The organism is Kitasatospora sp. HPM-01-4 (assembly GCF_051374625.1).
In the GTDB taxonomy this organism is placed as follows: domain Bacteria; phylum Actinomycetota; class Actinomycetes; order Streptomycetales; family Streptomycetaceae; genus Kitasatospora.
The window spans coordinates 6214498-6234507 of record NZ_JBPQGP010000005.1; the positions used below are offsets into that span (position 1 = coordinate 6214498).

General features: G+C 72.0%; 14 protein-coding genes. 10 read left to right on the forward strand and 4 right to left on the reverse strand.

Going from position 1 to position 20010, the window contains the following annotated elements:
• The first annotated feature begins 155 nt into the window (after positions 1-155).
• On the forward strand, positions 156-3671 hold the full coding sequence (locus tag ACSMTC_RS27155) for an AfsR/SARP family transcriptional regulator (RefSeq protein ID WP_436564819.1): 3516 nt from the start codon (positions 156-158) through the stop codon (positions 3669-3671).
• A gap of 60 nt (positions 3672-3731) precedes the next feature.
• On the opposite strand, the gene ACSMTC_RS27160 is transcribed toward ACSMTC_RS27155, so the two are convergent.
• The 3 genes from ACSMTC_RS27160 to panB all read right to left on the reverse strand — a co-directional run bounded on the left by ACSMTC_RS27160 (position 3732) and on the right by panB (position 6579).
• Entirely contained in the window at positions 3732-4538 is an 807-nt protein-coding gene (locus tag ACSMTC_RS27160; RefSeq protein ID WP_436562331.1) for an ABC transporter permease, read from the reverse strand.
• A complete protein-coding gene (locus tag ACSMTC_RS27165; protein ID WP_436562332.1) occupies positions 4535-5548 on the reverse strand; it encodes an ATP-binding cassette domain-containing protein in 1014 nt (337 codons plus the stop codon). Before ACSMTC_RS27165 ends, ACSMTC_RS27160 begins: the two co-directional genes overlap by 4 nt.
• A 158-nt stretch (positions 5549-5706) precedes the next feature.
• On the reverse strand, positions 5707-6579 hold the full coding sequence (gene panB, locus ACSMTC_RS27170) for a 3-methyl-2-oxobutanoate hydroxymethyltransferase (protein ID WP_436562333.1): 873 nt from the start codon (positions 6577-6579) through the stop codon (positions 5707-5709).
• Positions 6580-6843: 264 nt separating this feature from the next.
• On the opposite strand from panB, the gene ACSMTC_RS27175 reads away from it, so the two are divergent.
• The 3 genes from ACSMTC_RS27175 to ACSMTC_RS27185 all read left to right on the forward strand — a co-directional run bounded on the left by ACSMTC_RS27175 (position 6844) and on the right by ACSMTC_RS27185 (position 10357).
• A complete protein-coding gene (locus tag ACSMTC_RS27175) occupies positions 6844-8430 on the forward strand; it encodes an MFS transporter (protein ID WP_436562334.1) in 1587 nt (528 codons plus the stop codon).
• A 134-nt stretch (positions 8431-8564) separates the two neighbouring features.
• Positions 8565-9263, forward strand: coding sequence for a TetR-like C-terminal domain-containing protein (locus ACSMTC_RS27180; RefSeq protein WP_436562335.1), 699 nt, complete (start codon positions 8565-8567; stop codon positions 9261-9263).
• A gap of 119 nt (positions 9264-9382) precedes the next feature.
• Entirely contained in the window at positions 9383-10357 is a 975-nt protein-coding gene (locus tag ACSMTC_RS27185; protein ID WP_436562336.1) for an endonuclease/exonuclease/phosphatase family protein, read from the forward strand.
• A 165-nt stretch (positions 10358-10522) separates the two neighbouring features.
• Here ACSMTC_RS27185 and ACSMTC_RS27190 read toward each other — a convergent pair whose 3' ends face one another.
• The gene (locus ACSMTC_RS27190) at positions 10523-12277 is read right to left on the reverse strand and encodes an NAD+ synthase (protein WP_436562337.1); all 1755 of its coding nucleotides are present in this window, start codon (positions 12275-12277) and stop codon (positions 10523-10525) included.
• Positions 12278-12509: 232 nt separating this feature from the next.
• Between ACSMTC_RS27190 and glnA the strand changes: the two genes are divergently transcribed.
• The 6 genes from glnA (at position 12510) to ACSMTC_RS27220 (ending at position 19857) form a co-directional block, all read left to right on the forward strand.
• Positions 12510-13871 (forward strand): type I glutamate--ammonia ligase, encoded by a 1362-nt coding sequence (glnA, locus tag ACSMTC_RS27195; protein WP_436562338.1) that lies wholly within the window; start codon positions 12510-12512, stop codon positions 13869-13871.
• 383 nt (positions 13872-14254) lie between these two features.
• Positions 14255-17221 (forward strand): sensor histidine kinase, encoded by a 2967-nt coding sequence (locus ACSMTC_RS27200; RefSeq protein ID WP_436562339.1) that lies wholly within the window; start codon positions 14255-14257, stop codon positions 17219-17221.
• Positions 17218-17655, forward strand: coding sequence for a roadblock/LC7 domain-containing protein (locus tag ACSMTC_RS27205; RefSeq protein ID WP_436562340.1), 438 nt, complete (start codon positions 17218-17220; stop codon positions 17653-17655). The genes ACSMTC_RS27200 and ACSMTC_RS27205 overlap by 4 nt, the downstream gene beginning before the upstream one ends.
• Positions 17656-17702: 47 nt before the next feature.
• On the forward strand, positions 17703-18065 hold the full coding sequence (locus ACSMTC_RS27210; protein ID WP_436564820.1) for a DUF742 domain-containing protein: 363 nt from the start codon (positions 17703-17705) through the stop codon (positions 18063-18065).
• A gap of 20 nt (positions 18066-18085) precedes the next feature.
• The gene (locus ACSMTC_RS27215) at positions 18086-18682 is read left to right on the forward strand and encodes a GTP-binding protein (protein WP_436562341.1); all 597 of its coding nucleotides are present in this window, start codon (positions 18086-18088) and stop codon (positions 18680-18682) included.
• Between the two features lie 41 nt (positions 18683-18723).
• Positions 18724-19857: an FAD-dependent monooxygenase gene (locus ACSMTC_RS27220; RefSeq protein WP_436562342.1), complete on the forward strand. Its 1134-nt coding sequence runs from the start codon at positions 18724-18726 to the stop codon at positions 19855-19857.
• Positions 19858-20010 lie beyond the last annotated feature (153 nt).

The following is a 20010-nucleotide window of genomic DNA, read 5'->3' on the forward strand; positions in this document are numbered from 1 at the left end:
TCATGCCGGGGCGGACACGGCGGGTACAAGCCGTCCCGGGTGAACGCGTGGGGCGGCCGCAGGGTTCCTCGTGTCCTCGGGGAGCACGGCACCGTCCGGCCCTGCTCTCCACCGGGCCGCAAATCAGGGGTGCGGTGCCGAGGGTGTCCACCAGAATGGTCCCCGTGCACTACGGCATTCTCGGAACGACCACCGCTCATCAGGACGACGGCACCCCCATTCCGCTGGGCGGTGCCCGGCTGCGTGCGCTGCTCACCGCGCTGGTGCTGCGGCAGGGGCGGCCCGTCGCCACGGAACTGCTGGTGGACGAGGTCTGGGGCGCCGATCCTCCGCAGGACTCCGCCGCCGCGCTGCAGACACTGGTCGGACGGCTGCGCCGCACCATCGGCCGGGACGAAGTCGGGTTCGGCCCGGCCGGGTACCGGCTGACCGGCGGGGGCACCGACCTCGGCGAGTTCCAGCAGCTGGTCGCCGAGGGCCGGGAGGCCGCGGCCGCCGCCGACCACGCCCGCGCCGCCGAGCGGCTGAGCACCGCCCTCGGCCTCTGGCGCGGCCCGGCGCTGGCCGACCTGCCGGACCGCGGCGGACCGGCGGCCCGCCTGGAGGCCCAGCGCGAGGAGGCCCGCAGAGGCCGGATCGGCGCGGAACTGGAACTCGGCCGGGCCGCCGAGCTGACCGCCGAGCTGGCCGAACTCTGCGCGGACCGCCCGCTGGACGAGCAGCTGCAGCTCCTGCTGATCCGCGCCCTGCGCGACAGCGGACGCACCGCGGAGGCGCTCCAGCAGTACGAGCGGGCCCGGCGCGGGCTGGCCGAGCGGCTGGGAGCCGACCCGGGCCCGGAGCTCCAGGCCGTCCACCGCGAACTGCTCCGCTCCACCGCCCCCGCACCGGCCGCACCCCCGGCCCGGCCCGCGGCGTACGGCTCCTCGGCGCACCCGCCCATACCCGGCCGGGCCGAGGTGCCGACCGTGGACCGGAGTACGCCGGCAACCCCGCGTCCGGTCGGCAACCTGCGGCCGAGGCTGACCAGCTTCGTCGGGCGCGAGGCCGAACTGGCCCTGCTGAAGTCCGCATTGACGACGAGTCGGCTGATCACGCTCGCCGGCCCCGGCGGCTCCGGCAAGACCCGGCTGGCCGTCGAGGCCGGCCGGGCCGCCGCGACCGAAGCCGCCGCCGCGAGCGCGGCCGTCGGCCCGACCGCCACCGCCGACGGCTGGCCGGACGGGGTCTGGCTGGCCGAGCTGGCCCCGCTGGAGGACCCGGGCGACGTACCGGCCGCCGTACTCTCCGCGCTCGGCCTGCGCGAGACCGTGCTGCACACCGGCGGTACGGTCGCCGAGGTGACCCGTATGGACGACCCGGTACGGCGGATCGTCGAGCACTGCGCCCACCGGCGGATGCTGCTGGTGCTGGACAACTGCGAGCACCTGGTCCAGGCCGCCGCCGAACTGGTCGACCGGCTCCTCGCCGAGTGCCCGGGGCTGACCGTCCTGGCGACCAGCAGGGAGCCTCTCGGTGTGCCCGGCGAGAGCGTCCGGCCGGTGGAGCCGCTGCCCGACCCGGTCGCGCTCAGGCTGCTGGCCGAGCGCGGTGCCGCCGCCCGCCCCGGCTTCGACCCCGCCGAGGACCCCGACGCCTGCGCCGAGATCTGCCGTCGCCTGGACGGTCTGCCACTGGCCATCGAACTCGCCGCCGCCCGCCTGCGGGGACTCGCGCCGCGCCAGCTCGCCGACCGGCTGGACGGCCGGTTCGCGCTGCTCACCGCCGGCGCCCGAACCCTGCTGCCGCGCCAGCAGACCCTGCGCGCGGTGGTCGACTGGAGCTGGGACCTGCTGGGCGGGCGCGAGCGTGCGGTGCTGCGCCGGCTCTCCGTCTTCGCCGGCGGCTGGACCCTGGAGGAGGCCGAACAGGTCTGCGCCGACGACACCTCGGGGGGCGACACCCGTTCGCGGGTCGAGCGAGGAGTAACAGTACGCCGGGAGGAGGTCGCCGACCTGCTGCTCTCGCTGGTGGACAAGTCCCTGCTGGTCGCCGACCTCGGCAGCGGTACCAGGTACTGGATGCTGGAGACGATCCACGAGTACGCCACCGAACGGCTCGCCGAGGCGATCGCGGAGGGCGGGGACGACGGCGGGGCCGACGGCGGGGCGGTGCTCCGGCACATCCGCTGCTTCCGCGAACTGGTCCGCACCGCGGCGCGGCACCTGCACGGCCCCGACCAGCTGCACTGGCTGGCCGTGCTGGAACGCGAGCAGGACAACATCCGCGCCGCGCTGCGCCGCGCGGTGGACGGCGCCGAGGAGCAGGAGGCGCTGGTCCTGGCGCTCGGTATGAGCTGGTTCTGGGCCTTGCGGGACTACCGCGCCGAGGCACACGGCTGGTACGAGGCGGTCGGCGCGCTCGCCCCGGACCCGTACGCCGACGACGCGCCCAGGCCGGTCCCGTTGTCGGCCGATCCGCTGCAGTCGCCGCTGCCGATGCCGCCCGACCTGCTCCAGGAGGCCCGGCGGCAGCTCCATCTGCAGCGTCTGGTCACCATGTTCATCGGGAACACGCAGATGCTCGGCGACCCGGAGGCCATCGATCTCGCCCGGCGGGTGCTCGCGGCCTACACTCCTGATCTTCCGCAGTCCTTCCGCTTCCCGGCTCTGCAACGGGTCTTCGCGGCCTTCCTGGCCGGTGAGTTCAGCCGGCTGCGGCCGATGCTGGACGAGGCCGTCGAGGGCTGTCGCCGCCACGGCGCGGACGGCGACCTCGCCTTCATCCTGCAGATCCGCGCCCGGATGCTGAACGACTGGTCGGGCGGCCTCGACGAGGCGACCCGCGACAGCGACGAGGCGCTGGAGCTGTTCACCCGGCTCGGTGACCGGTGGGGTATGTCCGAGGCGCTGTCCTCGCAGGGTGAGACGGCGGCGAAGCGGGGTGACAGCGTGCGTGCCGCCGAGGCGTACCGGAAGGCCATCGAACTGGCCAGCGAACTCCAGGCGCCGCACGAGGTCCCGCTGCTCCAGGTGCGCCTCGGCGAGGCGCTGTTCGAGACCGATGCGGCGGAGGGCGAGCGGCAGATCCGGGAGGTGCTGGAGGGTCCCGTCACCGGGCACCAGGTCGACGACGGGGCGGAGTTGTACGGGCGGTTGGTGCTGTGCAGTCTGAGTGCCGCACGTGGGGAGTACGCCGAGGCGCTCGGCCAGCTGGACCGGCTGGAGGAGGGCGGGCGGCAGTTCGGCCCGTTGGTGCCGAGCGTGTTCCTGGGCATCGTGACCTCGGTCCGGGCCTGGGTGGTCGCGTTGAGCGGCGATCCCGAGACCGGTCTCGAAATGCTCAGGGAAGCAAGGGGGTTGGTGAACTCGGCGGAGAACGCCGCCAAGGTCTTCGCCGAGCACATGTCCGTGATGCTGATCCTGCCGGCCATCGGGGTGCTGGTCCGGATCGCCGGACTGCGGGGGGACGTGGGCGTGGCCAGGCGGGCGGCCGTGCTGATGGGCGCCCACTACGCCCTGCACGGGGTGCTCGGCTCGTACCTGGAGCGGCGGCACCGGGACCGCAACGAGTGCGAGCTGATCGGGCTGATCGGCGAGGAGGCCTACCGGGAGGCGCTGGCCGAGGGGAACGGTCTCACCCTCGCCGAGGCGGCCGCCATGATGGACGACCCGGACGGGTCCCGGCCTTGAGGAACCAGGCTGCGGGCACCGATCTCTGACGCCTCATCAGGGATCGGTGCCCGCGTCCGGTCAGGTCCGCTTGCGGAACCTGGCCACCGCCAGTGGAGCGGTGACGGCGGTGATCGCCACCGCCCAGACCAGCACGATGGTCACCGGATGGGCCACCGCGCCCTGACCGTTGATCAGTGCCCGGCAGGCGTCGGCCAGCGCGGACAGCGGGTTGACGTGGGTGAAGGCCTGCAGCCAGCCGGGCATGCTGGTGGTCGGCGCGAAGATCGAACTGCCGAACTGCAGTGGCGCGATGACCAGCATCGACACTCCTTGGACGGCCTGGGCGCTGCGCAGCGACATACCGAGCAGCATGGAGATCCAGACGATCGACATCCCGAAGAGCAGGGAGAGGCCGACCGCCGCCAGCAGGTTCAGGAAGCCGCCCTTGACGTCGAGGCCGAGGACCATCGAGAACCCGATCAGGATGGTGAAGGAGAGCAGCGCCCGGCAGGTCTCCGCCGCGATCTTGGACAGCAGTACCGAGGCCCGGCCGATCGGCAGGGTGCGGAAGCGGTCCATCACACCGGTCTGGAAGTCGCTGTTCAGCCCGGTGCCGACCGCCATCGCCAGGTTGAGGCCGGTGGTGCCGAGCAGGCCCGGCGTCATGTACTGGACGTAGCTGTGCTGGTTGCCGGAGACCGCGCCGCCGAAGACGTAGACGAACAGCAGCGTGAAGATGATCGGGACCAGCACGGCGTCCAGGATCGACTCCGGGTCGGCCTTGATCCGCATCAGGTTGCGGCGGGTGAGGGCGCCGACGTGCCGCAGGTGGGCGCCGAGACCGATCCGGGGGTCGGCACTTTCGTAGGCGATCGCGGTCGTCATGCCACGGGCTCCTTCTCGGGGGCGGAGGCGGTGGCGGCGGGCCTGGCGGTGATGGCGAGGAACACCTCGTCCAGGCTCGGCAGTTCGGTGTCGATGGCACAGATGCCGAAGCCCCGGGTGCCCAGTACGCCCACCACGCTGGTGAGCTGGTCGTCGTCGGTGATCTGAACGGTGAGCACACCGGCGTCGTCGGAGACGGTGGCGGCGGTGATGCCGGCCTCGTGCAGGCAGCGGGCCATCTCGGGCAGTTCGGCGACGCGGACCGGTGTCACCCGCAGGGTCCGGCCGCCGACCTGGGCCTTGAGCTCGCCGATCCCGCCGTTGGCGATCACCCGCCCCTTGTCGATCACGGTCAGCTCGTGCGCGAGCTGCTCCGCCTCCTCCATGTACTGGGTGGTGAGCAGCACGGTGGAGCCGTCGGCGACCATCCGCTGCACCTCGTCCCAGACCTCGTTGCGGGTACGCGGGTCGAGTCCGGTGGTCGGCTCGTCGAGGTAGAGCACCCTGGGCCGGCCGATCATGCTGGCGGCCAGGTCGAGCCGGCGCCGCATACCGCCGGAGTACGTCTTGGCGGGGCGCTTGGCGGCCTCGGTGAGCGAGAAGCGTTCCAGCAGCTCGGTGGCGCGGGCCTTGGCCTCCCGCCGGGGGAGGTCGAGCAGCCGCCCGATCAGGTAGAGGTTCTCGTAGCCGGAGAGCAGTTCGTCCACCGAGGCGTACTGGCCGGTGAGGCCGATGGTGCGGCGCAGCTGCTTGGGCTGGCGCAGCACGTCGTAGCCGCCGACGAAGGCGGTGCCGGCGTCCGGCTTGATCAGGGTGGAGAGGATGCGGACCAGGGTGGTCTTGCCGGCGCCGTTCGGGCCGAGCACGCCGAGGACGGTGCCCTGCCTGACGGTCAGGTCGACGCCGTCGAGGGCCTTGGTCCCGCCGTAGTGCTTGACGATCCCGCGCACCTCGACGGCGTTGCCGCTGCGGGGCCCCCGCTCGTTCGGGGCGGTGTCGATTCGTGTCATGCCCTCAGGCTGCCGGGGCCGGCTGTCAGCCCGCTGTCACCCGGCTGCCATCACCGTCATCGCACTGTCGGGGGTGACGGCAGGGGCGCGGCGGGGAGCCGTGCGAGAGACCCGCGACTCGGTGGCGGGCTCCCGCGCGGCTCCCCGCGCCTGAGGTCCTACTTGAAGGTGTGCTCGGGAGCCGGGAAGGTCCCCGCGCCGACCTCGGCGGCGAACTCGCGGGCGGCGTCCCCGAGTACGGCCCGCAGGTTGGCGTACTGCTTGACGAACTTCGGTACCCGCCCCGCCGTCATCCCGGCGAAGTCGGTCCAGACCAGCACCTGGGCGTCGCACCCGGCGCCCGCTCCGATGCCGACGGTCGGGACCGCCAGCTCCTCGGTGACCTGCGCGGCCAGCTCGGCCGGCACGGCCTCCAGCACCACCGAGAACGCCCCGGCCTGCTGAACGGCCTTGGCGTCCCGAAGCAGCTGGTGCGCGGCCTCGTCGCCGCGCCCCTGTACCGGGTACCCGCCGAAGGCGTGCACCGACTGCGGGGTCAGGCCGACGTGGGCCATCACCGGGATGCCCGCCTCGACCAGCAGCTCGATGGCGCGGGCGCTGCGCTCGCCGCCCTCCAGCTTGACCGCGCTGACCCCGGCCTCCTTCAGCAGCCGGGCGGCGTTGTGCAGGGCCTGCGCGGGCGACTCCTGGTAGGAGCCGAACGGCAGGTCGGCGACGATCAGGGCGCGCTTGGTGCCGCGGACCACGGCCGCGGAGAGCATGACCATCTGGTCCATGGTCACCGGCACGGTGGTCTCGTAGCCGAGGTGGCAGTTGCCCGCCGAGTCACCGACCAGCAGGACCGGGATACCGGCCTCGTCGAAGACCCCGGCGGTGAGGGCGTCGTACGCGGTGAGCATCGCCCAGCGCTCACCGTGCTGCTTGGCCTTGGCCAGGTCGCGGACGGTCACCCGGCGGTTGGTGACCCCTCCGTAGAGGACGGTCGGCGTCCCGTCCTGCGTCTGGGCAGGCGAAAGCGGAGAAGCGTTCATCGAACAGGCTCCTGAAAGGTTGTCGTCTCGTGGCGCCGTGCGGCGTCCCCGGATCTGCCCCCATGCTTGCATGCCGCGCGCCCGGCGCAAAAGGGCGAGGACCGGCCGACCTGTGCGCCTCCAGGGCGCCTCTCTTTTGCGGGTTATTTACGATACGGATCGGTTTCGTATCGAAAAGCGGGCTATCCTGGGGGCGAATGGGGTTACGAGACGCAACCGGCTCGTAAGTCCGCACTTGCTCGTACGGACGGGAAAGACTCTCCGATGACCGCAGCCGCTTCTCAGCGGATACCCGAGGCGATACACCGTCGCCGCTGGGCGATCCTGGGCACCCTGGTGCTCTCCCTCCTCGTCGTCGTCCTCGACAACTCGATCCTCAACGTGGCGATGAAGACCATCGCCTCGCCCAAGCCCACCGGTCTCGGCGCCAGCCAGAGCGACCTGGAGTGGGCGATCAACTCGTACACCCTGGTCTTCGCCGGGCTGCTGTTCACCGCGGGTCTGCTCGGTGACCGGATCGGCCGGAAGAAGACCCTGCTCGGCGGCATGCTGGTGTTCGGCATCGGCTCGCTGCTGTCCGCGCTGGCCTCCTCGCCCGGCGAGCTGATCACCTTCCGTGCGGTGATGGGCCTCGGCGGCGCCTTCGTGATGCCCGCGACGCTGGCCATCATCATGAACGTCTTCGAGCGGCACGAGCAGCCCAAGGCGATCGGCATCTGGGCCGGTGCCGTGGGTCTGGCGATCGCGATCGGCCCGATCACCGGCGGTGTGCTGATCGAGCACTTCTGGTGGGGCTCGGTCTTCCTGGTCAACGTCCCGATCGTGGCCGTCGCGCTGGTCGCGATGTCGCTGCTGGTCCCGGACTCCCGCGACCCCAGCCCCGGCAAGCTGGACCCGATCGGTGTGGTGCTCTCCGTCATCGGCCTGGTCGCGCTGATCTACGGCATCATCAAGGGCGGAGAGCTGGCCGACCTCACCAGGTTCGAGGCCTGGGGCCCGCTGCTCGGCGGTCTGGTGGCGCTGATCCTGTTCGTCCTGCACGAGAAGCGCACCACCCACCCGGCGCTGGACGTCAGCTGGTTCCGCCGCAAGCAGTTCACCGGCTCGGTCGTGGTGATCGGCATGGTCTTCTTCGCGCTGATGGGCGTCTCCTTCTTCGGTGTCTTCTACACCCAGAGCGTGCGCGGCTACAGCGCCCTGCAGGCCGGTGTGCTGATGCTGCCGATGGCCGGCGCCCAGATGCTCTTCGCGCCCCGGGCGCGCCTGGTGGTCGACCGCTTCGGTGTCCGCGCCACCTGCGCCGGCGGCATGGTGCTGATCGCGGTCGGCTTCCTCGGCTACCTGCTGCTCGGCCTGACCACCTCGATCTGGGTGCTGGTCGTGCTCGGCTTCGTGATGGGCGCCGGCATGGCGCATGTGATGCCGCCGGTCACCACGGCCATCATGGGCTCGCTGCCGCGGGAGAAGGCCGGTGCCGGCTCGGCGGTCAACAACACCTTCCGCCAGGTCGGCGGTTCGCTCGGCGTCGCGGTGCTGGGCGCGGTGCTCTCCACCTCCTACCGGGACGGCGTGGCCGCCCAGCTCGCCCATCTCCCCGCCCCGCTGCGGGACAAGGCGGGGGAGTCCCTGGAAGCGACCCTGGCCATCGCCGGCGCCACCCACCACACCGAGCTGATCGGCCCGGCCAAGGAGGCCTTCGTCCATGCGATGCACATCGTCTCCGGGCTCTCCGCCGGGATCACGGTGATCGGCGTCCTGCTCGCCTGGTTCATGCTCCCCGGCAAGGCCCAGACCGGCCCCGGCGGTGCGCCGCAGTCCCAGAGCGAGCCGCAGCGGACCGCCAAGGTCTGACCGGCCACCGAGGAGACCGGCGGTCGACCGCGACGGGGGGTCACGGCCGTCGGCCGTGGCAGGAGAACGGGGCCTGCGGCCCGGGGCCGCAGTGGTGAGAAGGAAGGCTTCGAGCGGCTGTGGAGAATAAGGCCATGCAGATCGACATCGCGGCCCCGGTGCCCGAGCCCAGCTGCCCCACCGCCGAGCCGTGTGCCCGGCGGCGGGGCCGGCCGCGCAGTGAGGCGGCGGAGCAGGCGATCGTCGCCGCGGTCGAGCGGCTGATGGAGGAGGGGGTGGGCCTGGCCGACCTCTCGATCGAGGGCGTCGCCGCGGCCGCGGGTGTCGGCAAGGCCACCATCTACCGGCGCTGGCCCAACAAGGAGGCCCTGCTGGTCGACGTGGTCGCCCGGCTGGAGGCCCCCGAACCGGAGCTCACCGGCGGCACGGTGCGCGAGGAACTCCTGGCGATGATGGAGTTCATGCGCCGCCGGGGCCTGGCCAAACGCTCGCGCTGGGTGCTCAAGGCCGCCCTCGGCCAGCTGAACAGCTGGCCCGAGCTGCGCGCCATGTACCGGGAGCGGGTGATCGAACCCCGCTGTGAGCTGGTCCGGCAGGTGATCCGGCGCGGGGTCGCCGAGGGGGTGATCCGCTCGGACCTGGACACCGACCTGCTCCTGGAGGTGGTGATGGGGCCGATCCTGCTGCGCACCGTCTTCTGGGAGGAGGCGCCGCTGGACGATCCGGCGCTGGCCGAGCAGCTGGTCGACACCCTCCTGAACGGCATCGGCGCCCCCGCCCGGGCCATGGCGTCCGCACCGGCGGCGGGCCCCTCTGGTGGCGAATCTCACTGACGGCCGTGCGCCGCAACCCCGCGCGACGGTGAGCGCGTCTGTCCCTGCATAGGCTGATCCGAGAATCCCACCAAAGCGGCATCGGCTCGGTCGAACGGGACAGTACGGAGGATCAGGGCATGGCGCAGCTGGACGGGGCGGCCTTCCGCGCCTGGTGCCGAGGCTGGCGTCCGCTCGGACGGCGCGGCTGGATCACCGCCGTGCTCGCCGTGCTCGTCGCGGGGCTGCTCGCCCTGCACTCCTCGGTGCCCAACTCCCTGGGCAACTTCGGCAGCCTGCTGGAGACCTTCCTGCCCTGGGTGGGGCTGGCCGTGCCGCTGCTGCTGGTGGCGGCCGTGCTGCGGCGTTCGGCCACCGCGCTGGCGGCGGTGCTGCTGCCCGCGATCGTCTGGCTCAACCTGTTCGGCGGGCTGCTCTTCGACAAGAACAGCGGCAAGGGCGACTTCACCGTCCTCACCCACAACGTGGCCGCGGGCAACAGCGACCCGGCCGGCACCGCGCGGCTGCTGAACGGCTCCGGCGCGGAGATCGTCGCCCTGGAGGAGCTGACCGGGAAGGCGGTGCCGACCTACGAGGCGGGGCTGGCGGCCGCCTATCCGTACCACGCGGTGGAGGGCACCGTCGGGCTCTGGTCGAAGTACCCGCTGAGCGACGTCTCCCAGGTGGACATCAGGATCGGCTGGACCAGGGCCTTCCGCGCCACCGTGACCACCCCGCAGGGGCCGCTCGCGGTGTACGTCGCGCACCTGCCCTCGGTACGGGTGAAGTTCGACCGGGGCTTCACCGCGGGTCAGCGGGATGTCAGCGCGCAGGCGCTGGGCGACGCCATCGAGCGGGAGAGCCTGAAGAAGGTGCTGCTGCTCGGCGACCTCAACGGCACCATGAACGACCGCAGCCTGGCCCCGATCACCTCGCAGATGCGCTCCGCCCAGGGAGCCGCCGGGGACGGCTTCGGCTTCAGCTGGCCGGCGTCCTTCCCGACGGCCCGGATCGACCAGATCATGAGCAAGGGCGGCCTCAGGCCCACCGCTTCCTGGACCCTGCGCGCCGACGGCAGCGACCACCGCGCCATCGCCGCGTCCTACCGCTACTGAGATCCACGGCGCCTCGGCACGGAACGCGCCGGTGGCGCGGCCGGGTTGAGGCCGGTGCACGGTGGCCCTCCGGCGCGGCGAAGACCCCGAACCGCTCGGCAGGGGCCGATGGGCCCCGCAGTGCCGTGGTCAACGGCAGTGCGGGGCCAGTGTGTTGACGATGTGTCAGCCCCGGCGCCAGCGGTTGGTGATGGGCAGGCGGCGGTCCCGGCCGAAGCCCTTGGCGGAGATCTTGGGGCCCGGCGGGTACTGGCGGCGCTTGTACTCGGCGGTGTCGACCAGGCGGACGACGCGGTCCACCAGCTCGGGGTCGAAGCCGGCGGCGACGATGGCGTCACGGCCCTGGTCGCCCTCGACGTAGCGGTCGAGCACGGAGTCCAGCACGTCGTAGTCGGGCAGCGAGTCGGTGTCGAGCTGGTCGGGGCGCAGCTCGGCCGACGGCGGCTTGGAGATGGTGTTCTCCGGGATCGGCGGGGTCTCGCCGCGCCGGACGGCCTCCTCGTTGCGCCAGCCGGCGAGCCGGAAGATCAGCGACTTGTAGACGTCCTTGATCGGCCCGTACGCGCCGACCGAGTCGCCGTAGAGGGTGGAGTAGCCGACCGCGAGCTCGCTCTTGTTGCCGGGGGCCAGCACGATGTGGCCCTCCTGGTTGGAGACCGCCATCAGCAGGGTGCCGCGCAGCCGGGACTGCAGGTTCTCCTCGGCCAGACCGGTCAGGCCGAGCGAGTCCATGTAGGCGTCGAACATCGGGGTGATGGGGACGGTGCGGAAGTTGAGGCCGGTGCGCCTGGCCAGCTCGGCGGCGTCGTCGCGGGAGTGCTGCGAGGAGTAGCGGCTGGGCATGGAGACGCAGTGCACGTTCTCGGCGCCGACGGCGTCCACCGCGATCGCGGCGACCAGTGCGGAGTCGATGCCGCCGGAGAGCCCGATCAGCACGGACTTGAAGCCGTTCTTGCGGACGTACGCCCGGGTGCCGGTGACCAGCGCCTGGTAGATCTCGGCCTCGTCGCTCACCTGCGGGGCGATGCCGGGGCCGACGGGCTCGGCGGGGGCGGGCAGCACCTCGCCGCCGAGGTCGGTGCGGACCAGCTGGAGGCCGTCGCTGAGCAGCAGACCGTCGGTCGGGTCGGGGGTGGCGGCGGGCAGCTCCAGGTCGAGGACCAGCAGGCTCTCCTCGAACTTGGGCCCCCGGGCCAGCACCTCGCCTGCGGCGGAGACCACCAGGGAGTCGCCGTCGAAGATCAGCTCGTCCTGCCCGCCGACCATGTTGAGGTAGACCAGCGGGCAGCCCGCCTCGGCGGCCCGGCGCCGGACCAGCTCCAGGCGGACGTCGTCCTTGTTCTGCTCGTACGGTGAGCCGTTGATCGTCAGCAGCAGGCCGGCCCCGGCCTCGCGGGCGGCGGTGACCCGGCCGCCGTCCTGCCAGATGTCCTCGCAGATGGCCAGCGCGACGTCCACGCCGTGCAGGCGCAGCATGGAGAGCTGGTTGCCGGGGACGAAGTAGCGGTACTCGTCGAAGACGCCGTAGTTGGGCAGGTAGTGCTTGGCGAAACGGTTCACCACCTTGCCCCGGTGCAGGACGGCCGCGCAGTTCTGCGGCGACCCCGCCGGGCGTCCGGCCCGCGGTACGTCCTGCTCGGAGCGCCCGAGGTAGCCGAGCACCACCGGCAGCTCGCCCAGCCCCTCCGCGGCCAGCCGCTCGGCCAGCTCGACCAGCGCCGTCCTGGACGCCTCGACGAAGGACCGGCGCAGCGCGAGGTCCTCGACGGGGTACCCGGTCAGCATCAGCTCCGGGAAGACGGCCAGCTGGGCGCCTGCCTCGGCGGCCTTTCCGGTCCAGCGCACCACCTCATCACTGTTGCGCGTGATGTCACCGACCCAGGGGTCGATCTGGCTCAGGGCGAGACGGAGATTGGGCATGGGACGAGTGTAATCGTCTAACTGACATTATGTCGTGGGCAGGGGGCGCCACCTGCCGTGCACGCCCGTTCCCGGTCCGGCCCGTACGGCCGCCAAGGGCCCTCCAGGGGTCGGCAAGCCGGTGCGGATCCGCCATGATGGGGGCAGCCGCTCCGTGAGCCGCTTCCGCCGGTCGCTTTCGCGTGCTTCCGTGCGTAACACGAACGTAAAGAGCAGAGGTGAGACTGTCCCCATGGGCAAGCAGCAGGAGTTCGTGCTTCGCACGCTCGAAGAGCGTGACATCCGTTTTGTCCGGTTGTGGTTCACCGATGTGCTCGGGTTCCTGAAGTCGGTCGCGGTGGCGCCCGCGGAGCTGGAGCAGGCCTTCGAGGAGGGCATCGGCTTCGACGGCTCGGCCATCGAGGGATTCGCCCGGGTGTACGAGTCCGACATGATCGCCAAGCCGGACCCGACCACCTTCCAGATACTGCCGTGGCGCTCGGAGACCCCGGGCACCGCGCGGATGTTCTGCGACATCCTGATGCCGGACGGCTCGCCCTCCTTCGCCGACCCGCGCTTCGTGCTCAAGCGCACCCTGGAGAAGGCCTCCGAGCAGGGCTTCACCTTCTACACCCACCCGGAGATCGAGTTCTTCCTGCTGAAGAACCTCCCCGGCGACGGCACCCCGCCGATCCCCGCCGACCAGTCCGGCTACTTCGACCACACCCCGCGCGGCGTGGGCCACGACTTCCGCCGCCAGGCGATCACCATGCTGGAGTCGATGGGCATCTCGGTGGAGTTCTCCCACCACGAGGGCGCCCCCGGCCAGCAGGAGATCGACCTCCGCTACGCCGACGCGCTCTCCACCGCCGACAACATCATGACCTTCCGACTGGTCATGAAGGAGGTCGCGCTGGAGCAGGGCGTGCACGCCAGCTTCATGCCCAAGCCCTTCTCCGGCTACCCCGGCTCCGGCATGCACACCCACGTCTCCCTCTTCGAGGGCGACCGCAACGCCTTCCACGAGTCCGGCGCCGAGTACCAGCTCTCCAAGGTCGGCCGCTCCTTCATCGCCGGCCTGCTGAAGCACGCCGCCGAGACCGCCGCCGTCACCAACCAGTGGGTCAACTCCTACAAGCGGATCTGGGGCGGTTCGCAGCGCACCGCGGGCGCCGGCGGCGAGGCCCCCTCCTACATCTGCTGGGGCCACAACAACCGCTCGGCCCTCATCCGCGTCCCGATGTACAAGCCGGGCAAGCAGGGCTCCACCCGCGTCGAGGTCCGCTCCCTGGACACCGGCTGCAACCCCTACCTCGCCTACGCGGTCACTCTCGCCGCCGGCCTCAAGGGCATCGAGGAGGGCTACGAACTCCCGCCCGGCGCCGACGACGACGTCTGGGCCCTCTCCGACGCCGAACGCCGCGCCATGGGGATCCAGCCCATGCCGCAGAACCTCGGTGAGGCCATCGACCTGATGCAGCGCAGCGAACTGGTCGCCGAGACCCTCGGTGAGCACGTCTTCGACTTCTTCCTGCGCAACAAGCGCCAGGAGTGGGAGGAGTACCGCTCCGAGGTGACGCCGTTCGAGCTGCGCAAGAACCTCCAGGTGCTGTAGGTCAGGGCGGCGGGTCGCCCCCCGGCATCGGCCGGGCGGGGCGTTCCGGACATGAGACGGCCCCGGGCCGGCGGTGACGATCCGCCGGCCCGGGGCCGTTCATGTCCGGTCACGGGCTGTCAGACCCGGACACGTGGCCCGGCCGGGCGGTCCCGCGGGCATCGAGTGCCCTGTGGCCGGTGCGGCGGGCGGCCGGATCGGGTGAGGCCTGGTCAGACCTGGTCCCGGACCGGACCGGCGGAGTCCGGTGCGGCGCCCGGAAACTGACCACGAGGTAAGGACTAGGTGACGGAAAGTCAACAAGTGGCCGGGTTTCACTCGCAGTTGTGCGGTACCACTAAGATCCGTCTGTCAATGTTCTTACCAGATCTGACCAGTCGTGAATGGCTGGTGCCGTCTTCAAGGAGCATGCCCTGCGCACGCGCGCGAACCGGCGGATCCGCTCGACCAGGATGTCCCTCAGGACGGCCCTGCTCGTGCTCGCAGTCGTACCCAGTCTGGCCCTGGCCACCCTCTGGGCGGTGACCAGTGGTCAGACCCTGCTGGACTTCCAGCGGCAGGCGGCCCAGGGGCTGCTGGCCCAGAAGGCCGGACAGCCGTCCAACATCGTCTACTACAACCTGCAGGAGGAGCGGCGGCTCAGCGCCGAGGCCCTCGGCGCCCACGCGGGCGCCACCGACGCGCTGGTCAAGCAGCGCAAGCAGACCGACGATGCCATCCGCAGCTTCCAGTCGCTGTCCGCGGTCGCCGCCGACGACGCGCCCGCCGAGGTGCGCGAAGCGCTCGCCGAGGCCCGGCAGGCGATGAACCAGCTGTCCGCCGAGCGCCTGCTGGTGGACCAGGGCGGCGAGGCGCAGCAGGCGGCGGTGTACCGCTACTACACCGAGCTGATCGCGGTCGACCTCAGGCTCTTCACTTCGCTCAGCCACGTGGACAACGGCAAGGTCGCCACGGCCTCCCAGCCGCTGGTCGACCTGTTCTGGTCCAAGGAGATGATCTCCCGCTCGGACGCGCTGCTGGCCCAGGGCTGGGCCGCCGGGAAGCTGAGCGCGCAGGACTACCAGGGCCTGCTGCAGTCCATCTCCGACCAGTCCTTCCAGTTCGTCACCAAGGTCATGCCCTACCTGCCCGCCGACCAGCAGGCGAAGGCCAAGCAGATCACCGAGAGCCCGGCCTGGCAGGCCAAGACCGAGGTGGAACGGGACGTGCTGCGTCCCACGGCGATGGACAGCGCCGGGTTCGTCCCGATCGGCAGCAGCCAGCAGAACGCCGCGGACCAGAAGAAGTGGCGCCAGGCACTGGACGTGCTGAACCCCCAGCTGGTCGACCTGGTGGAGCACAGCACCGACACGGTGGTGTCCACCGGCAAGAGCCAGATCACGGCCCTGCTGCTCAGGGTCGTGCTCACCGCCGTGGTCGGCCTGGTCGCGGTCATCGCGGTGATCGTGACCACCTGGCGCCTCACCCGCAGGCTGCGCCAGCGGATCGGCGAACTCCAGAGCCAGGCCGAGGAACTGGGAAGCAAGCTGCCCGAGGTGGTCGAACGCCTCGGACAGGGCGAGCAGATCGACGTCGAGACCGAGGCCCGCGGTATCGCGCGGGACGACCGCAGCGGCGCAAACGACGAACTCGCCCAGCTCGGCGCGGCGTTGAACCTGGCCCGGTCCAGCGCCCTCACCGCGGCCGTGCGGCAGGCCGAGCAGCACCGCGGCTTCGAGCGGCTGCTCCAGCGCATCGCCCGCAGGACCCAGCTGCTGATCGGCCAACAGCTCAAGAAACTCGACGAGTTGGAGCGCAAGCACGAGGACCCCGAGGTGCTGGACGGGCTCTTCGACCTCGACCACCTCACCGCCCGCCTGCGCCGCTACGAGGAGAACCTGGTCATCCTGGCCGGCGGCACCCCGCACCGGCGCTGGCGCAAGCCGGTCCCGCTGCTGGACGTGATGCGCTCGGCCCAGGGTGAGGTGCAGGACTACCGCCGGGTGATCCTGGACGTCGACGGCAGTCCCTGGCTCTCCGAACGCGCCGTCGGTCCGGTGGCGCACATCCTGGCCGAGCTGATCGAGAACGCGCTCAGCTTCTCGCGGCCGCCGAGCCCGGTCGAGGTCAGGGCCGCCCGGGTCAGCCGGGGCACGGTGATCGAGGTCGAGGACCGCGGCCTGGGCATGGACGAGGCACAGCTCGCCGAGGCCAACGAACTGATGGGCCGTCCGCCGCGGACCGACGTACTCGCACGCGCCGACGACATCCGGCTCGGCTTCTTCGTGATCGCGCGGCTCGCGGCCCAGAACGGGCTGCGGGTGGAGTTCCGTCCCTCGGCCTTCGGCGGGACCAGGGCGGTCGTCCTGATCCCCGACGAGCTGATCGCCCCCGACGGCCCGGTGCGTCCGGTCGCGGTGCCGCCCCTGGCGCCGCAGCAGAGCCTGCCGACCCGCTCGCGCGGCCGGGCCCTGGCCGGGGTCACGCCGCTCATCGAGGCGGTCGGCCCGATGCCGGTACCGTCCGCCCCGTTGGCGGAGCCGGCCGCTTCGGAGCCGGAGTCGGAGCCGGTCAGGCCGGCGGCGGCGGACGGGTTCGGTCCCGCGCACGAGCACGCTCCGGTGTACGAGGCGGCTCCGGCGTTCGAGGCGGCGCCGGTGTTCGAGGCGGCTTCGGTCTACGGGGCGCAGGAGATGTACGAGCCCGCTCCGGGGGCCGAGGTGCGCGAGACGCACGAAGGACGCGGCGGGTTCGGCGGGCACGAGGGGCACGAACAGTACGGGTCGCACCAGCCGTACCAGCCGTACCAGCCCGTGACCGACGCGCAGCCCGTCCCCGAGCCCGCCTGGCAGGTGCAGGCACCGCAGGAGGCGCCGCAGCCCTGGCAGTCGCCCGCCGAGGTCCGGGAGCGGCCCGTCGCGCAGCGGCCGGACATCGCCGTGGACGCCATGGACGGGAGGTCCGGAACGGAGGACGCCATGTCCCTGCCCGGCGGGAGCATCACCGGACCGGAGTCGCCGCTGCCGCGCCGGATCCGCCAGGCCAGCCTGGCGGACGAGCTCAGGACGCGCCCGGCACCGCAGGCCGCCGGACCCCGGCCGCCGCGCTGGGACGAGAACCCCCTGCTCCGGCCGGCCCCCCGACGGGCCGGAGCAGCCATCGGCGCCTTCCAGCGCCGGTCCCGGGCCGCCCGCGAGGCCACCGTACCGCCAGGGCAGTCCGTACCGCCCGGGCAGTCGGTGCAGCCGGAGCAGCCCGGACAGCAGCACCCGGTCCTCCCCGCCTGGGGGTACCGGACCGAGGCCGGTGAGCCGCAGTCCACCGAGCCGTGGAACACCTCCCCCATCCCTACGACGGAAGACCGGTCATGACTCGCACTACCGCCACCCACCAGGACCTCGACTGGCTGCTCGACGGCCTGGTGGACTCGGTGGCCGGGACCAGAAACGCCGTGCTGCTCTCCGACGACGGTCTGGTGGTGAGCCACTCCCGCACCATCGACCGCCCCGACGCCGAGCGGCTGGCCGCGGTCGCGACCGGGCAGCAGAGCCTGGCGCGCGGCGTCGGCCAGCTCTTCGACGGCGGCCCGGTGCACCAGGTGATCGTGGAACTCGCCGACCTCTGGCTGTTCATCATCTCCGCCGGCCAGGGCACCCACCTGGCCGTGGTCGCCTCGCAGGAGGTGGACGCCGAGGTGATGTCGCTGGCCATGCACAACCTGGTGCAGCAGGTCGGGCAGAAGCTCGGCACCCCGGTCCGGAGCGACTTCGACGCCTTCGGCGCCCGAGGCGGGCAGCGCGGGTGACCCCGTACTGGGAGGAGGGCGAAGCCGATGAGGACGGCGCGGGCAGCATGGTCCGCCCGTACACCATCACCCGGGGCCGCACCGCGCCGGAACGGGACGACTTCAGCCTGATCACCGTGCTGACGACCGTGCAGGACCCCAGGGACGAGCACGGCGCCCCGTTACGGCCCGGGCGGCGTGCGCTCCAGCCGGAGCACCGCACGATCCTGGCCTTCTGCCGCCGTCCGAGCGCGGTCGCCGAGGTCGCCGCCGAGCTCAACCTGCCGGTGTCGGTGACCAAGATCCTGCTGGCGGACCTGGTCGCCCAGGGCCTGCTGCTGGCCCGCGCCCCGCTGTCGGTGGCGCGGGCCGCCGGCGGCGCCGACCTCGGCCTGCTGGCCGCCGTCCGTGACGGACTCCGGAGACTCTGAGACATTGGGATGACAGCGATATGACGAGCAGTCAGGCGGCCCCCGCCGCCGTCAAGATCCTGATCGCCGGGGGGTTCGGCGTCGGCAAGACCACCATGGTGGGCGCGGTCAGCGAGGTCGCGCCGCTGCGCACCGAGGAGTACCTGACCCGGGCCAGCGTCGGCGTGGACGACCTGTCCGGGATCGACCAGAAGGACACCACCACCGTCGCGCTGGACTTCGGCCGGATCACGGTCAGTTCGGAGCTGGTCGTGTACCTCTTCGGCACCCCCGGCCAGGAGCGCTTCTGGTTCATGTGGAACGACCTGGTCAACGGCGCGCTCGGCGGGGTGGTCATCGCCGACACCCGCCGCCTGGAGACCAGCTTCGCCTCGATCGACTTCTTCGAGAGCCGGGGCATCCCCTTCGTGGTCGCGATCAACTGCTTCCACGGCCACAACACCCGTGCCGAGGCGGAGGTCCGGGAGGCACTCGACCTCGACCCGCACGTCCCGCTGCTGATCGGCGACGTCCGGGAGCGGTCGTTCGGGCGGGACGCACTGCTGGCTCTGGTCGACCACCTGATGAGCCTGCCCGCCGGGAACGCCGCCGAGAGCGAGCCCGTACCGGCGGGCTGACCCCCCGGCCGGTTGCCCGTAAGACCCTGGAGAGACCTGAGATGGCATCACCCCTGCGCGTTCTGGTCCACGGCGGCGGCATCGGCGGGCTCAGCCTCGCCACCGCCCTTGCCCGACGCGGCCACAGCGTCGAAGTCGCCGAGATCCGCGGCGAGTCGGAAGCGCTGGGTGTCGGCATCGTCCAGCCCTCCAACGCCCTGCACGTGATGCGGGAGCTCGGCGTGCTGGAGCAGTGCCTCGAAGCCGGCTTCGAGTGGGAGGTGCTGACCATCTGCGACCCGTCCGGGAACACCCTGGCCGGGATCCCGCAGCCCCGGATGGACGGCGTCCCCGCCGCCAACGGGATACCCCGGCGGGCACTCGCCGGGGTGCTCGGCCGGGCCGCGGCCGAGGCCGGTGCCCGGATCCGCTACGGCACCACCGTCACCGAACTGGCCGACGACGGTGCGGGGGTGGACGTCACCCTCTCCGACGGCTCCACCGGCCGCTGGGATCTGGTGGTCGGCTTCGACGGCATCGGCTCACCGCTGCGCGGCCGCCTGTACGGAGAGCGGTTCCGCCCGGAGTACACCGGCTTCGCCAACTGGCGGGTCACCGTGCCCAGGCAGCCCGAGGTGCGGGGCGTGGTGATGAGCACCGGCAACCGGGCGGCGAAGGCCCTGCTCACCCCGATCACCGGTGAACTCATGTACCTGGGCGCGGTGTTCGCCGAGCCGGAGGACTTCAGGCCGGACCCCGAGCGCGCCCACGAGCAGCTCGCCGAGCGGCTGGCCGGGTTCGGCGGCCCGGTCGCCGAGGCGCTGACCCGGGTGACCGACCCGAGTGCCGTGGTGTACTCGCGGATCTCTCAGGTCACCGTGGACGAGCCCTGGCACGTCGGCCGGGTGGTGCTGGCCGGTGACGCCGCGCACGCCTCCACCCCGCACCTCGCGCAGGGGGCGGCGATGGCGGTCGAGGACGCGCTGGTGCTCGCGCAGTCGCTGGACACGGCGGACGGGGTGCCGGCCGCGCTGGCCGCCTGGGAGGCACGGCGGCGCCCACGGGCCCTGTGGGTGCAGAACCTGTCGCGCGCGGTACTCAAGCAGGAGACCGGCACCCCCACCACCCCGGACGAGGACGAACTCCTCAAGGTCGGCATCCCGGGCGCGGCCCACGTCCTCGTGCAGCCGTACTGACGGCACGGACGGGCGGGGGCGCGCTTTTCCGCGCCCCCGGGCAGTGCGACCGCCCCTGCGCGCGGGCGGGTCCGCCCAGGTGGTTCCCCGTGCCACCGGAGGCGGGGCCGGCCGTGCATGGCGGTCCTGTCGCCGCCGCCGCAGGGCACGTAC